13 protein-coding genes are annotated in these 15195 nt (G+C 36.1%); 9 read left to right on the top strand and 4 right to left on the bottom strand.

Annotation, left to right across the window (positions count from 1 at the left end; translation table 11 throughout):
* Window positions 1-2: 2 nt before the first annotated feature.
* Both HT724_RS01330 and HT724_RS01335 read right to left on the bottom strand, forming a co-directional pair.
* The gene (locus HT724_RS01330) at window positions 3-2546 is read right to left on the bottom strand and encodes a YfhO family protein (protein WP_173275965.1); all 2544 of its coding nucleotides are present in this window, start codon (window positions 2544-2546) and stop codon (window positions 3-5) included.
* A gap of 61 nt (window positions 2547-2607) precedes the next feature.
* Window positions 2608-4230, bottom strand: a complete 1623-nt coding sequence (locus HT724_RS01335) for an ATP-binding cassette domain-containing protein (RefSeq protein ID WP_173275968.1) — start codon at window positions 4228-4230, stop codon at window positions 2608-2610.
* A 205-nt stretch (window positions 4231-4435) separates the two neighbouring features.
* Here HT724_RS01335 and trpS point away from each other — a divergent pair, with 205 nt between their 5' ends.
* Window positions 4436-5461 (top strand): tryptophan--tRNA ligase, encoded by a 1026-nt coding sequence (gene trpS, locus HT724_RS01340; RefSeq protein WP_173275971.1) that lies wholly within the window; start codon window positions 4436-4438, stop codon window positions 5459-5461.
* A 151-nt stretch (window positions 5462-5612) separates the two neighbouring features.
* Window positions 5613-7091, top strand: coding sequence for an IMP dehydrogenase (gene guaB / locus HT724_RS01345; protein ID WP_000073430.1), 1479 nt, complete (start codon window positions 5613-5615; stop codon window positions 7089-7091).
* Window positions 7092-7148: 57 nt separating this feature from the next.
* On the opposite strand, the gene recF is transcribed toward guaB, so the two are convergent.
* Together recF and yaaA are read right to left on the bottom strand one after the other, a co-directional pair.
* On the bottom strand, window positions 7149-8240 hold the full coding sequence (gene recF / locus HT724_RS01350; RefSeq protein ID WP_173275975.1) for a DNA replication/repair protein RecF: 1092 nt from the start codon (window positions 8238-8240) through the stop codon (window positions 7149-7151).
* A gap of 2 nt (window positions 8241-8242) precedes the next feature.
* Window positions 8243-8611 (bottom strand): S4 domain-containing protein YaaA, encoded by a 369-nt coding sequence (gene yaaA, locus HT724_RS01355; RefSeq protein WP_004255298.1) that lies wholly within the window; start codon window positions 8609-8611, stop codon window positions 8243-8245.
* A 158-nt stretch (window positions 8612-8769) separates the two neighbouring features.
* On the opposite strand from yaaA, the gene HT724_RS01360 reads away from it, so the two are divergent.
* The 7 genes from HT724_RS01360 to HT724_RS01390 are packed head-to-tail and all read left to right on the top strand — an operon-like array spanning window position 8770 to window position 15175.
* A complete protein-coding gene (locus HT724_RS01360) occupies window positions 8770-10020 on the top strand; it encodes a pitrilysin family protein (protein ID WP_173275978.1) in 1251 nt (416 codons plus the stop codon).
* Window positions 10017-11300, top strand: coding sequence for a pitrilysin family protein (locus tag HT724_RS01365; protein WP_173275981.1), 1284 nt, complete (start codon window positions 10017-10019; stop codon window positions 11298-11300). The genes HT724_RS01360 and HT724_RS01365 overlap by 4 nt, the downstream gene beginning before the upstream one ends.
* 41 nt (window positions 11301-11341) lie before the next feature.
* Complete coding sequence (rodZ, locus tag HT724_RS01370) at window positions 11342-12184, top strand: cytoskeleton protein RodZ (protein WP_173275984.1); 843 nt, start codon at window positions 11342-11344, stop codon at window positions 12182-12184.
* Window positions 12185-12194: 10 nt separating this feature from the next.
* The gene (pgsA, locus tag HT724_RS01375; protein WP_000712127.1) at window positions 12195-12740 is read left to right on the top strand and encodes a CDP-diacylglycerol--glycerol-3-phosphate 3-phosphatidyltransferase; all 546 of its coding nucleotides are present in this window, start codon (window positions 12195-12197) and stop codon (window positions 12738-12740) included.
* Complete coding sequence (locus HT724_RS01380; protein WP_173275987.1) at window positions 12737-13564, top strand: energy-coupling factor ABC transporter ATP-binding protein; 828 nt, start codon at window positions 12737-12739, stop codon at window positions 13562-13564. The genes pgsA and HT724_RS01380 overlap by 4 nt, the downstream gene beginning before the upstream one ends.
* Window positions 13549-14388 (top strand): energy-coupling factor transporter ATPase, encoded by an 840-nt coding sequence (locus tag HT724_RS01385; RefSeq protein WP_173275990.1) that lies wholly within the window; start codon window positions 13549-13551, stop codon window positions 14386-14388. Before HT724_RS01380 ends, HT724_RS01385 begins: the two co-directional genes overlap by 16 nt.
* Window positions 14381-15175, top strand: coding sequence for an energy-coupling factor transporter transmembrane protein EcfT (locus HT724_RS01390; protein WP_173275992.1), 795 nt, complete (start codon window positions 14381-14383; stop codon window positions 15173-15175). The genes HT724_RS01385 and HT724_RS01390 overlap by 8 nt, the downstream gene beginning before the upstream one ends.
* Window positions 15176-15195 lie beyond the last annotated feature (20 nt).

Raw genomic sequence — 15195 nt, forward strand, 5'->3', positions numbered from 1 at the left:
TTTTATGCCTTAGATGACTTTCGTCTGTGATTATAGATTCCAAATAGTAAGAGAGAAGTAAAGGAACAGATTGCTCCAGTAATAAAACCATTGGGAATGAAGGAAAGTGTAATAGTTCCTTTCCCCTTAGGAACATCAACTTTCATAAGGCCAGTTTGAGCTTGTTTAATTTCTATTTTCTTACCATCTTGGTAGGCAGACCAACCTTTGTCATAAGGAATGGTGAAGAAAATAGATGTATCTTGTTGGACATCATATGTAGCAAAAACCTTGTTTTTAGAAGTTGATACTGTGACAGGTTGTTCTTTAATTTTTTGAATTGCCTCGGTGAAAGTTTTGGTATCTAAACGATAGAAGGTAGGAGATTCAAATGATACTTGTGAATTTTCAGGGAAACTAACATTGATATTGAAAGTTTTTTTCTCTTTAGTATATCCTAGATTAAAGAAGGAGAAGACATTATCAGTTGTAAAAGTCTTTTTTTCACCATTTACAAGGATGTTAACCTTTTTTTGTTTGTCATTAGAAAAGTGAAGGTTTGTGAAAGAAAGATAAACTTGACTGTTTTCTGGCACTTCAATTTGATATTGGATTGCTGCATCCTCATTTGAAGAACTTGTAACACTAATCAAATCATCAGTATTCTCTGTTTTTTCATAGGGTATTGGAGAAAAATAATCAAAATTGACGTTAGCAAGTTGATTTAAAAACGAGGATTGATTATCCAAGGTATGTTCATTGAACTTGGCATCATTGTAAACAGATTGACTAGCAAAGGCAATCGGAAGAGAGAACTGATTTTCATATAGGGTAAGATTATCTTTTTGATAGATATCTTTAAAACCATACTTATCAATAGGACTGTCTGAGATATTGTACTGGATACCAAATAAACTATCAGCCAAAATACTATTATTTGCATAGCGGAGATTGAGATTAGTCCCAGAGGATTTAAACCCAAGTTTATCCAAAGTAGAGCTTGCTGAACGATTTCGAACAGATGAAAATTGAGAGATTCCATTGTAGTTGAATTTCATACTGTCATTTCCTGTCTGAGTCTCTAGTTTCTCAGTACGAGTAAATTGATTTCCAATATATGTTGAGAAAGATTCCATAGCTGGGATATCTCGATTATATGCACTTCGAGAAGCAAAGCCCCATTCTTTAGCAATTCCGTCCATTTGAGATGAAGCATTTAAACTTATTTCAACTATTATAAATAAAGAGATTAGAATGGCAAACAGATTCACAGATATAAACTTTTTGATAACTGCAAGGAGTAAAAGCGAATAGACAATCAAAAATTCAAGAGTCAGCAGAATATTCAAATCTGTTAAAAAAGAATAATGTGATTTTAGATAGATGGTAGCTAAAAATCCTGTTACTATAAGAAAAAGCGAAACTAAAAAGTTCCAGATTTTAATTTCTTTCAGACGATTTAAGACTTCCGCTGCTGTGTAAATTAACAAGGTAGAGAAAATCCAAGCATAGCGATGTAAAAACATGTTTGGAGTATGCATGCCTTGCCAAAATAAATCAAGAGCTTCAATATAAAAGCTTGCAATTAGAAATGTAAAGAAGATTGCATAGATAAGTTTCACGTGAAACTTAATAGTTTTCAGTGTAAAAAATAAAATAGTCAAAATAAAGGGAAGTAGCCCTACAAAAATCATTGGAATAGCCCCATACTTGGTTGTATCAAAGGAACCAATGAATTGCTTAGCAAAAAGATCAAGATACCAGCTACTTTCAGTTTGAAACTTTGTAACTTCAGTTAATTTTTCCCCATGTGTCTGTAAATCAAACAGAGTGGGAAGAGTCATAATCAAACTAGCCATACCAGCTAAAAAGGAGATAACTATGAAATCAGGAAAAGATGATTTTCGAGTTTTAAAGTCCCAAGAAATTTGGCAGAGATACCAGAAAATAAGAAACAATACTGTCATATATCCAAAATAATAATTTTGAATAAATAAGATTGACAGACTTGTAAAGTACAAAAGGAGTTTCTTTTCAGTTATAAGTAGGTGTAAACCAGTGATAATTAAAGGAATCAAGATAAAAACATCTAGCCAGGTTTTTATCTCTAATTGACTGATAGTGAAACTCATCAGAGCATAGGAAGTAGATAAAGCTAGTTTTAAAGGATTAGGAATCGATTGAAATAATTTATTTAAACTAAAATAAGTTGACAGTCCAATCAATCCAAATTTTAAGAGAGTTGTCAGATAGACAGTATCTGGCATATTAGTTAGATCAAAAAAGTAAACTAGAGGTGAAAGGAAACTTCCTAAGTAATAACTAGATAGGGCATAGAAATTTAATCCGAGGCCACTTGTAAAGGTGTAAGATAGACTACCATTTCCATGTAGGATATTTCGTAAGGCTACATCAAAAATAACGTATTGATGAAAGCCATCTCCTAATAGAGGAGAGTTGTCGCTATTCCAGTAGATACCTTGACATAGATATACTCCTATCATAATGATTATGGGAATGATGAAAGAAACAAAATAGGTCCAATATGTTTTAAAAAATAATTTCATGTTACCTCATAAAATGTTAGAAAACTCAGCTGGTTAACCCAACTGAGTTTTGAAGTTTTATTTAGTCTTTCCAAAGTTCTTTAACTTTTGCTTGTACTTCTGAATTTTCTAGGAATTCATCATAGGTTTCATCGATACGGTCAATGACGCCATTTTTAGATAAGACAATGATATGGTTAGCTAGAGTTTGAATAAACTCGTGGTCATGGCTGGCAAAGATGATTGATTCTTTAAAGTTTTTCAATCCATCATTCAAGCTTGAGATAGATTCCAAGTCCAAGTGATTGGTTGGATCATCAAGTACAAGGACATTTGATTTCAAGAGCATAAGTTTTGAAAGCATGACGCGGACTTTTTCTCCCCCTGACAAGACGTTTACAGGTTTGTTAACCTCATCTCCAGAGAAGAGCATACGGCCGAGGAAGCCACGTAGGAAAGTATTGTCATCTTCTTCTTTACTTGCGAATTGACGCAACCAGTCAAGGATTGACTCTCCTCCTGCAAAATCTGCCGAGTTATCTTTTGGCAAGTAAGAACGGCTAGTAGTAACTCCCCACTTGACAGTTCCTTCATAGTCAATGTCTCCCATGATTGCACGAATCAATGCAGTCGTTTGGATGTCATTTTGACCAATAAGCGCTGTCTTATCACCTGGACGCAAGATAAAGCTGATATTATCTAAAATAGTCTCACCATCAATCTTTACAGTTAGATTTTCTACTGTCAAGAGATCATTACCGATTTCACGTTCTGCTTTAAAGTTGATAAATGGATATTTACGACTAGATGGTACAATTTCTTCAAGTTCAATCTTATCAAGCATTTTCTTACGGGAAGTTGCTTGTTTAGATTTAGATGCGTTAGCAGAGAAGCGAGCAACGAATTCTTGGAGTTGCTTAATTTTTTCTTCCGCCTTAGCATTACGGTCTGCTAGCAATTTAGCAGCAAGCTCAGAAGATTCCTTCCAGAAGTCGTAGTTTCCGACATAGAGTTTGATTTTTCCAAAGTCAAGGTCGGCCATGTGAGTACATACTTTGTTTAAGAAGTGACGGTCGTGGGATACTACGATAACTGTGTTATCAAAGTCAATCAAGAAGTCTTCTAACCAAGTAATCGATTGGATATCTAAACCGTTGGTAGGCTCGTCCAAGAGAAGAACATCTGGTTTACCAAAAAGTGCTTTGGCGAGGAGAACCTTTACTTTCTCACCGTTAGCCAATTCGCTCATGTTTTGGTAGTGTAATTCTTCTGGAATGTTTAGGTTTTGAAGGAGTTGAGAGGCTTCGCTTTCTGCTTCCCAGCCTCCAAGCTCAGCAAACTCTCCTTCGAGTTCGGCAGCACGAACCCCATCTTCGTCTGAGAAATCTTCCTTCATGTAGATGGCATCTTTCTCTTTCATGATGCTATAAAGTTTTTCATTTCCCATGATAACAACATCAATGGCACGTTCATCTTCATAGTCAAAGTGATTTTGACGAAGAACAGAGAGACGTTCATCTGGACCAAGAGAGATATGACCAGTAGTAGGTTCGATATCTCCAGCTAAAATTTTTAAAAAGGTTGATTTTCCGGCACCATTAGCACCGATTAATCCGTAAGTATTTCCTTCTGTAAATTTGATATTGACATCATCAAAAAGTTTGCGATCACTAAAACGTAGTGAAACATCAGATACTGTAAGCAATGTTTTTCTCCTATATGTGTAATATATTTATTCTACTAGAAAATACAGAAATATTCAAATTTTTATTTGTCAATTTTGTGTAAATTATATTTACAGCATCCTTTACACAAGTCTGTAAACATCAAGACTGATTTATTTTGATAAATTACGGTTATTTTATTAAAAAAATGCTATAATTGAAGTGACTATGTCGAAGGAGAACAAAATGACTAAACCCATTATTTTAACAGGAGACCGTCCAACAGGTAAATTGCATATTGGACATTATGTTGGAAGTCTCAAAAATCGAGTATTATTACAGGAAGAGGATAAGTATGATATGTTTGTGTTCTTGGCTGACCAACAAGCCTTGACAGATCATGCCAAAGATCCTCAAACCATTGTAGAGTCTATCGGAAATGTGGCTTTGGATTATCTTGCAGTTGGATTGGATCCAAGTAAATCAACTATCTTTATTCAAAGCCAGATTCCAGAGTTGGCTGAGTTGTCTATGTATTATATGAATCTGGTTTCATTAGCACGTCTGGAGCGTAATCCAACTGTCAAGACAGAAATTGCTCAGAAAGGCTTTGGAGAAAGTATTCCGACAGGCTTCTTAGTCTATCCAATCGCTCAAGCAGCTGACATCACAGCCTTTAAGGCCAATTATGTTCCTGTTGGGACAGATCAGAAACCAATGATTGAGCAAACTCGTGAGATTGTTCGTTCTTTTAACAATGCATATAACTGTGATGTCTTGGTAGAACCAGAAGGTATTTATCCAGAAAATGAGAGAGCAGGGCGTTTGCCTGGTTTGGATGGGAATGCTAAAATGTCTAAATCACTCAATAACGGTATTTATTTAGCTGATGATGCGGATACTTTGCGTAAAAAAGTGATGAGTATGTATACAGATCCAAATCATATTCGAGTGGAAGATCCAGGTAAGATTGAGGGAAATATGGTTTTCCATTATCTAGATGTTTTTGGTCGCCCAGAAGATGCTCAAGAAATTGCTGACATGAAAGAACATTATCAACGAGGTGGTCTTGGTGATGTGAAGACCAAGCGTTATCTACTTGAAATATTAGAACGTGAACTTGGTCCTATTCGTGAGCGCCGTATTGAATTTGCTAAGGATATGGGAGAAGTTTATAATATGCTTCAAAAAGGTAGTGAAAGAGCTCGTGAAGTTGCAGATCAAACCCTATCTGAGGTTAAAGGGGCAATGGGACTTCATTACTTTAACTAAGTTTATTTTACAAGAAACTATCATTTCTATCTCGAAGAAAAGATAGTTTTTTATTTACCCCTGTAACATTTGACAAATTTTTATAGAATGGTATGATAGATACAATATAAAAAGAGTCAAGCTCAAAAAGAAAGAAAAGAGGAAACTTCGAATGTCTAATTGGGACACTAAATTTTTGAAAAAAGGTTTTACCTTTGATGATGTATTGCTTATTCCAGCTGAAAGTCATGTGTTGCCTAACGATGCAGATTTAACAACTAAATTGGCAGATAATTTGACTTTAAATATCCCAATTATTACCGCTGCCATGGACACAGTTACAGAGAGTCAAATGGCCATTGCTATTGCTCGTGCAGGCGGTCTCGGAGTTATCCATAAAAACATGTCAATTGCTCAACAAGCAGACGAGGTTCGTAAGGTAAAACGTTCTGAAAATGGAGTTATTATTGATCCCTTCTTCTTGACGCCTGAACATACAATTGCTGAAGCAGATGAGCTTATGGGTCGTTACCGCATCAGTGGTGTTCCAGTTGTTGAAACACTTGAAAATCGTAAATTGGTTGGTATTTTGACAAACCGAGATCTTCGTTTTATTTCAGACTATAACCAACCAATCTCAAATCATATGACTAGTGAAAATCTTGTGACTGCTCCTGTGGGTACAGATCTTTCAACAGCTGAGAGTATTCTTCAAGAACACCGTATTGAAAAACTTCCGTTGGTAGATGAAGAAGGCCGTCTTTCTGGTTTGATTACTATCAAAGATATTGAAAAAGTTATTGAGTTTCCAAATGCTGCTAAAGATGAGTTTGGTCGTCTTCTAGTTGCAGGTGCAGTAGGTGTTACTTCAGATACATTTGAACGTGCAGAGGCTCTTTTTGAAGCAGGAGCGGATGCGATTGTTATTGATACTGCACATGGTCATTCTGCAGGTGTCTTGCGTAAAATTGCTGAGATTCGTGCTCACTTCCCAGATCGTACTTTGATTGCTGGAAATATTGCAACTGCTGAAGGTGCACGTGCCCTTTACGAAGCAGGTGTAGATGTTGTCAAGGTTGGGATTGGACCAGGTTCTATCTGTACTACTCGTGTGATTGCTGGTGTTGGTGTTCCGCAAGTAACAGCTATCTACGATGCTGCAGCTGTTGCGCGTGAATATGGAAAAACGATTATTGCTGACGGTGGAATCAAGTATTCTGGAGATATTGTAAAAGCCCTTGCTGCAGGTGGAAATGCAGTTATGCTTGGATCAATGTTTGCTGGAACTGATGAAGCTCCAGGCGAAACTGAAATCTTCCAAGGACGTAAGTTTAAGACTTACCGTGGTATGGGATCAATTGCTGCTATGAAGAAAGGTTCAAGCGATCGTTACTTCCAAGGTTCTGTCAATGAAGCAAACAAACTTGTTCCAGAAGGAATTGAAGGTCGTGTTGCTTATAAAGGTGCTGCAGCTGATATTGTCTTCCAAATGATTGGTGGTATTCGCTCTGGTATGGGTTACTGTGGTGCAGCTAACCTTAAAGAACTACACGATAATGCTCAATTTATTGAAATGTCTGGTGCTGGTTTGAAAGAAAGCCATCCTCATGATGTACAAATTACGAATGAGGCACCAAATTATTCTATGTAAAAAAACAATGAAAAGAACTCCCGTGGAAACAGGAGTTCTTTTACAATGTTGTCAATTTTAATTTACAAAAACTTTACCATCCTGAATAGTGAAGATACTTAGATTTTCTGGTAGATTTTGAAGATGGTCTAAGCTTGTTGTTGTGATAAAGGTTTGGATTGAATGAGAAATCGTTTCTAATAATTTTAGTTGTCTAGTGTTGTCAAGTTCGCTCATAACATCGTCAAGCAGTAATATTGGAGATTCTGTAGTAATGCTTTCCATTAACTCGATTTCTGCTAATTTTATCGAGAGGACGAGACTACGATGTTGACCTTGACTTCCAAAACTAGCATCCATCCCATTTATATAAAAAGAAATATCATCTCGATGAGGACCAACACCAGTATTCTTTTTAAATAAATCTCTGGACCTACTTTTTTCTAAAGCAATTTTGAAAGATTCTGATAAGTCTTCTTTGTCAGTTAGCTTGACAGAAGATTGATAGGATATTGACAGTTCTTCAATCTGATTAGAGATTTCAAAATGTTTCTTACGCCCAAAATGCTCTAGTTTTTTTATGAAATCTAAGCGGTGCTTCATTACACGACATCCATAATCGACTAGCTGATCATCTAGTACTGAAAGGAAGGTTTCATCTATTGTTTGAGCTGATTTTAAATAGGTATTTCTTTGTTTTAGGATATGGTTATAATTGGTTAAATCTGATAAATAGATTGGCTTAATTTGCCCAAGCTCCATATCAATGAATTTTCGTCGAACTGAAGGTGTTCCTTTAATTAGTTGTAAATCTTCAGGAGCAAATAAGACAACATTCATGTATCCTACATAATCTGAAAGTCGTGCCTGTTTTAAATGATTAACTTTTGTCACACGTCCTTTTTGTGTGAGTTCGATTTCGAGAGGAATGGATCCCGTATTTTTCTGAACAAGACCTGAAAGATGAAGTTGTTCCTCATCAAAATGAATGAGATTTTTATCTGTTCGAGTTCGATGACTACGCGTTAAGGCTAAAAAATAGATAGCCTCTAACATGTTTGTTTTTCCTTGTGCATTGCGTCCTAAAAAGACATTTAATTTAGGATTAAAGTCTATTTTCGTCTCTTTGTAGTTACGAAAAGTTTTGAGAGATAGGTGTTGTAGCCACATGATTATCTACCAGGAAATCGTGGAGCTTGTTTGCTTTTGGGTGATGAAGTAGGTTTTGATTTGTCTTTTTTTACTCCTTTATTCATCTCCTTAACAAGTTTAGCGATTCGTTCTTTTTCAACTTTATCAGCTTGGTATTCATCTTGCTCCTCAGAAGTAGGTTGTGTCAACAAGATGTCAATATTCATGTCAGGGATGTCAATTTTATCACCAATACGAAGTTTTTTACCACGACGACTCTCTAATTCCCCATTAAAGTAAACAGAATGTTCAGAGAGAAATGATTTGATAGCTCCTCCGCTATGTGTAATTCCAAGTTCTTTGAGTAGTGCTTGGAGGGTAATAAATTCTTCAAATAGTTTGTATTCCATAATTCACCTCAATCTTTGGTATTATACCATATTTTCCTAAAAATAGTGAGAGAAATAGGGAGAAATGTAAGCGATTTTTATTTCAAAACCGTTACAGAGAACAAGAAAATTTCAGGTTTTCGTGATATAATAGAAGTCTGTATATAAGGAGGTAAATCATGGAGTTAGTGCATGGAATTTCAACACATTTTATCCAATCAAAAAAGTTTAAAACAAATAAAATCACCGTGCGTTTTACCGCTCCATTATCCCTCGATACGATTGCAGGTCGCATGTTGAGTGCGAGTATGCTAGAAACTGCCAACCAGATGTACCCCACTTCTCAAAATTTTAGGAGACACTTGGCCAGTCTATATGGTACAGATATGTCAACCAATTGTTTTAGAAGAGGGCAAAGTCATGTTGTAGAATTGACATTTAATTATGTTCGTGATGAGTTTTTAAGTAAGAAAAATGTGCTAACTTCTCAGGTTTTGGAACTTGTAAAAGAAACTCTTTTTTCACCCGTAGTATTTGATAATAGGTTTGATTCGGCCTTATTTGAAATTGAGAAAAAACAATTGCTAGCAAGTTTAGCAGCTGATATGGATGATTCTTTTTATTTTTCACATAAAGAATTAGACAAGTTATTTTTTCATGACGAACGTCTCCAATTGGAGTATAGTGATTTACGAAATCGTATTTTAGCTGAAACTCCACAAAGTTCTTATTCTTGTTTCAAAGAATTTTTGGCCAATGATCGAATAGATTTCTTTTTCCTAGGTGACTTTAATGAGGTTGAAATTCAAAATGTATTAGAATCATTTGGCTTTAAAGGTCGAGAAGTGGATGTGAAGATTCAATATTGCCAACCTTATTCCAATATCTTGCAAGAGGGCATGGTTAGGAAAAATGTGGGACAGTCTATTTTAGAGTTGGGATATCATTGCCCTTCTGAATATGGTGATGAGCAACATTTACCCATGATTGTAATGAATGGTTTACTTGGTGGATTTGCTCACTCTAAACTATTTACAAATGTCCGTGAAAATGCTGGATTGGCTTATACTATTTCAAGTCAGCTTGATTTATTTAGTGGATTTTTGAGGATGTATGCTGGTATCAATCGAGAAAATAGGAATCAGGCTCGAAAAATGATGAATAATCAATTACTTGATTTAAAAAAAGGTTATTTTACAGAGCTTGAGCTAGAGCAGACCAAGGAAATGATTCGTCGGTCTTTGTTGCTTTCTCAAGATAATCAAGGTTCATTGATTGAACGTGCTTATCAAAATGCCTTACTTGGAAAATCTTCAGCAGACTTTAAAGGTTGGATTGCAAAACTCGAGCAAGTTGACAAAGATGATATTTGTAGAGCAGCTAATAATGTGAAACTACAAGCGATTTACTTTATGGAAGGAATAGAATGACAAAGGTTGTTTTTGAAGAAAAATACTATCCAGCTGTAAAAGAAATGGTTTATCGAACTCGTTTGTCGAATGGATTGACAGTTGCTCTTTTGCCTAAAAAGGAATTTAAAGAGGTTTACGGGAGTGTAACTGTCCAGTTTGGTTCGGTAGATACGCTTGTCACAGAAGTTGACAGAGATGTAAAACAATATCCTGCGGGAATTGCTCATTTTCTTGAACATAAATTATTTGAAAGAGAAGATGCTAGCGATTTGATGTCTGCTTTTACGAGTCTAGGTGCAGATAGTAATGCCTTTACAAGCTTTACAAAAACAAACTATCTTTTTTCAGCAACGGATTATCTCTTAGAGAATTTAGACTTACTTGATGAATTGGTAACATCAGCACACTTTACTGAAGATTCCATTTTGAGAGAGCAGGATATTATCCAGCAAGAACGAGAAATGTATCAAGATGATCCAGATTCGTGTTTATTCTTTTCAACCTTAGCGAATTTGTATCCTGGTACTCCTTTAGCAACGGATATAGTTGGAAGCGAGGAGTCCATTTCCCAAATAAATCTAACTAATTTGCAAGAAAATTTTACAAGATTTTACAAACCTGTAAACATGTCTCTGTTTTTAGTTGGTGATTTTGATGTAGAGCAAGTACAGGACCATTTTGAAAGAAAAGAATTGAAAGATTTAGATGTTCAGGAAGTAGCAAGAGAAAAGTTGCTTTTACAAGATGTAAAACCAACAGATAGTATGAGAATGGAAGTATCTTCTCCCAAACTAGCGATTGGGATTAGAGGTAATCGAGAAGTTGCTGAGGCGGATTGCTATCGACATCATGTTTTATTAAAATTATTGTTTGCAATGATGTTTGGTTGGACTTCGGATCGTTTTCAAAAGTTATATGAATCAGGTAAAATAGATGCTTCCTTATCTCTTGAAATTGAAGTAACAAGTCGTTTTCATTTTGTTATGTTGACAATGGATACGAAAGAGCCAGTTGCTTTATCTCATCAATTTAGGAAGGCCATTCGTAATTTTACAAAGGATTTAGATATTACAGAGGATCATTTAGATATTATCAAAAGAGAGATGTTTGGAGAATTTTTCAGTAGCATGAACTCTCTTGAATTTATTGCAACGCAATATGATGCTTTTGAACATGGTGAGACAATTTTTGATTTACCAAAGATTTTACAGGAAATTACTTTAGAGGATGTCCTTGAAGCAGGGCATCACTTAATAGATGAAGGGGATATAGTTGATTTTACAATATTCCCATCGTAGTAACCTATCATAATAGACACTAGAAAGAAGGAATGACAAGTATGAGGAAAAAAACAATTGGTGAGGTTTTACGATTAGCTAGAATCAATCAGGGATTGAGTTTAGATGAATTGCAGAAAAAGACAGAAATCCAGTTAGATATGTTGGAAGCAATGGAAGCAGACGATTTCGATCAACTTCCAAGTCCTTTTTACACGCGTTCTTTCTTGAGAAAATATGCATGGGCTGTTGAGTTAGATGACCAAATTGTTTTGGATGCTTATGATTCTGGGAGTATGATTACTTATGAGGAAGTAGATGTTGATGAAGATGAGTTGACAGGTCGTAGACGTTCAAGTAAGAAAAAGAAGAAAAAAACATCCTTTTTACCTTTATTTTATTTTATCCTTTTCGCCTTATCGATTTTAATTTTTGTGACCTATTATGTTTGGAACTATATTCAAACTCAACCAGAGGGACCTTCTCTTTCTAATTACAGTGTGGTTCAATCAACAAGTTCAATAAGTTCAACTAGCTCTGTTCCCCACTCTTCAAGTAGTAGTTCATCTAGCAGTTCTTCTAGTGTAGAATCAACTATAAGTGTATCAGGCGAAGGAAATCATGTAGAAATCGCTTATAAGACAAGTAAGGAAACAGTTAAATTGCAATTGGCAGTTTCAGATGTTACAAGTTGGGTCAGCGTTTCAGAAAGCGAACTTGAGGGCGGTGTAACCTTATCACCGGATAATAAAAGTGCAGAAGCAACAGTTGCAACTAAAAGTCCTGTAACCATTACCTTAGGTGTTGTCAAAGGTGTTACTTTGACAGTAGATAATCAGACTGTTGATTTATCGAAATTAACAGCGCAGACTGGACAAATCACTGTAACCTTTACTAAAAATTAAGGAAAAACGAATGAAAAAAGAACAAATTCCCAATCTCTTAACAATAGGTCGAATTCTCTTTATACCTATTTTTATCTTTATTTTAACGATAGGAAATTCGATAGAGAGTCATATAGTAGCAGCTATTATCTTTGCTATTGCCAGTATTACCGACTATTTAGATGGATATTTAGCACGTAAATGGAATGTGGTCAGTAATTTTGGTAAATTTGCAGATCCTATGGCGGATAAGTTACTAGTTATGTCGGCTTTTATTATGTTGATTGAGTTAGGTATGGCTCCGGCTTGGATTGTTGCAGTGATTATCTGTCGAGAGTTGGCTGTGACAGGTTTAAGGCTTTTATTGGTTGAAACTGGTGGAACGGTTTTAGCAGCGGCAATGCCTGGAAAAATTAAAACTTTCAGTCAGATGTTTGCGATTATTTTTTTGCTATTACATTGGACTTTGCTTGGTCAAGTTCTACTTTATGTAGCCTTATTTTTCACTATCTACTCTGGCTATGATTATTTCAAGGGTAGTGCCTATGTATTTAAAGGGACATTTGGTTCGAAATGAAATCAATAATTGATGTAAAAAATCTTTCTTTTCGCTATAAGGAAAGTCAGGAATACTATGATGTGAAAGATATTACGTTTCACGTGAAACGTGGAGAATGGCTTTCGATTGTAGGGCATAATGGTAGTGGTAAATCAACGACGGTTCGATTAATTGATGGCTTACTGGAAGCAGAATCTGGAGAGATTGTAATTGATGGGCAACGTTTGACTGAGGAAAATGTTTGGAATATACGTCGTCAAATCGGTATGGTTTTTCAAAATCCAGACAATCAATTTGTTGGAGCGACTGTTGAAGATGATGTTGCCTTTGGTTTGGAAAATCAGGGACTTTCTCGTCAAGAAATGAAAAAGAGAGTGGAAGAAGCTCTGGATTTGGTTGGTATGTTGGACTTTAAAAAGAGAGAGCCGGCGCGTCTATCAGGTGGCCAAAAGCAACGTGTGGCCATTGCAGGTGTTGTAGCCCTAAGACCAGCGATTTTAATCCTAGATGAAGCAACGAGTATGTTGGATCCTGAGGGGCGTAGAGAACTGATTGAGACAGTAAAAGGAATTCGAAAAGACTATGATATGACGGTCATTTCTATTACCCATGATTTGGAAGAAGTCGCCATGAGTGATCGTGTATTGGTCATGAAAAAAGGGGAAATTGAATCAACTAGTAGTCCAAGAGAACTTTTCTCTCGAAATGATTTAGAACAAATTGGATTAGACGATCCTTTTGCCAATCAATTAAAACATTCCTTGAGCCAGAATGGCTATGATTTACCTGAAAATTATTTGACAGAAAGTGAGCTAGAGGATAAGCTATGGGAATTGCTCTAGAAAATGTGAGTTTTACATATCAAGAAGGGACTCCCTTAGCTTCAGCAGCTCTGTCGGATGTTTCTTTGACGATTGAAGATGGTTCTTATACAGCTTTAATTGGGCACACAGGTAGCGGTAAATCAACTATTTTACAACTCTTAAATGGTTTATTGGTTCCAAGTCAAGGGAGTGTGCGAGTTTTTGATACCTTAATCACCTCGACTTCTAAAAATAAAGACATTCGTCAAATTAGAAAACAGGTTGGTTTGGTATTTCAGTTTGCTGAAAATCAGATTTTTGAAGAAACGGTTTTGAAAGATGTTGCTTTTGGACCGCAAAATTTTGGAGTTTCTGAAGAAGATGCGGAACAGATTGCGCGTGAGAAACTGGCTTTGGTTGGAATTGATGAATCACTTTTAAATCGTAGCCCGTTTGAGCTGTCAGGGGGACAAATGAGACGTGTGGCCATTGCAGGCATACTTGCCATGGAGCCAGCTGTATTAGTCTTAGATGAACCCACAGCAGGCCTGGATCCTCTGGGTAGAAAAGAGTTGATGAACTTGTTCAAAAAACTCCACCAGTCAGGGATGACCATCGTCTTGGTAACACATTTGATGGATGATGTTGCCGAATATGCGAATCAAGTCTATGTGATGGAAAAGGGACGTTTAGTTAAAAGGGGGAAACCGAGTGATGTCTTTCAAGATGTTGTCTTCATGGAAAAAGTACAGTTGGGAGTACCTAAAATTACGGCCTTTTGTAAACGATTGGCTGATAGAGGCGTGTCATTTAAACGATTACCGATTAAGATAGAGGAGTTCAAGGAGTCGCTAAATGGATAGTATGATTTTGGGGCGTTATATCCCAGGGAATTCGATTGTTCACCGATTGGATCCACGTAGCAAATTGCTTGCTATGATGTTACTGATTTTAATCGTTTTTTGGGCTAATAATCCCTTGACGAATCTAATTCTTTTTATAGCGACAGGGATATTTATTGCCTTGTCAGGAGTATCTCTTTCATTTTTTATTCAGGGCTTGAAGTCTATGTTTTTCTTGATTGCCTTCACAACTATTTTTCAACTATTTTTCATTTCTAATGGGAATGTTTTATTTGAGTTTTCGGTTGTGAGAATCACGGATTATGCTTTGCAACAAGCTGGGATTATTTTTTGTCGCTTTGTATTGATTATTTTCTTTTCAACTTTGTTAACCTTAACAACTATGCCTTTAAGTTTGGCATCAGCTGTCGAAGCTTTATTAGCACCTTTAAAGCGTGTGAAAGTTCCAGTTCATGAAATTGGATTGATGCTGTCTATGAGTTTGCGTTTTGTCCCAACCTTGATGGATGATACGACGCGGATTATGAATGCACAGAAAGCGCGTGGAGTGGATTTTGGAGAAGGAAGCATCGTTCAAAAAGTAAAGGCTATGATTCCTATTTTGATTCCTCTTTTTGCAACAAGTTTAAAACGTGCGGATTCCTTGGCTATCGCTATGGAAGCGCGTGGTTATCAGGGTGGAAAAGGCAGAAGTCAATACCGACAATTGGAATGGACTCGAAAGGATACGCTGACTATTCTTGTTATTATCGCACTTGGTTGTTGCTTATTTTTCTTAAAATCTTAGTAGCTTTCAGGAATTGATAA

The sequence above is a fragment of the Streptococcus sp. k-402 genome, assembly GCF_013277515.1.
GTDB lineage: Bacteria > Bacillota > Bacilli > Lactobacillales > Streptococcaceae > Streptococcus.

Coding starts and splice junctions, on each gene's coding strand:
- HT724_RS01330 (WP_173275965.1), bottom strand. CDS start 2,546: ATGAAATTATTTTTTAAAACATATTGGACCTATTTTGTTTCTTTCATC.
- trpS (WP_173275971.1), top strand. CDS start 4,436: ATGACTAAACCCATTATTTTAACAGGAGACCGTCCAACAGGTAAATTG.
- guaB (WP_000073430.1), top strand. CDS start 5,613: ATGTCTAATTGGGACACTAAATTTTTGAAAAAAGGTTTTACCTTTGAT.
- recF (WP_173275975.1), bottom strand. CDS start 8,240: ATGTGGCTACAACACCTATCTCTCAAAACTTTTCGTAACTACAAAGAG.
- yaaA (WP_004255298.1), bottom strand. CDS start 8,611: ATGGAATACAAACTATTTGAAGAATTTATTACCCTCCAAGCACTACTC.
- HT724_RS01360 (WP_173275978.1), top strand. CDS start 8,770: ATGGAGTTAGTGCATGGAATTTCAACACATTTTATCCAATCAAAAAAG.
- HT724_RS01365 (WP_173275981.1), top strand. CDS start 10,017: ATGACAAAGGTTGTTTTTGAAGAAAAATACTATCCAGCTGTAAAAGAA.
- rodZ (WP_173275984.1), top strand. CDS start 11,342: ATGAGGAAAAAAACAATTGGTGAGGTTTTACGATTAGCTAGAATCAAT.
- pgsA (WP_000712127.1), top strand. CDS start 12,195: ATGAAAAAAGAACAAATTCCCAATCTCTTAACAATAGGTCGAATTCTC.
- HT724_RS01380 (WP_173275987.1), top strand. CDS start 12,737: ATGAAATCAATAATTGATGTAAAAAATCTTTCTTTTCGCTATAAGGAA.
- HT724_RS01385 (WP_173275990.1), top strand. CDS start 13,549: ATGGGAATTGCTCTAGAAAATGTGAGTTTTACATATCAAGAAGGGACT.
- HT724_RS01390 (WP_173275992.1), top strand. CDS start 14,381: ATGGATAGTATGATTTTGGGGCGTTATATCCCAGGGAATTCGATTGTT.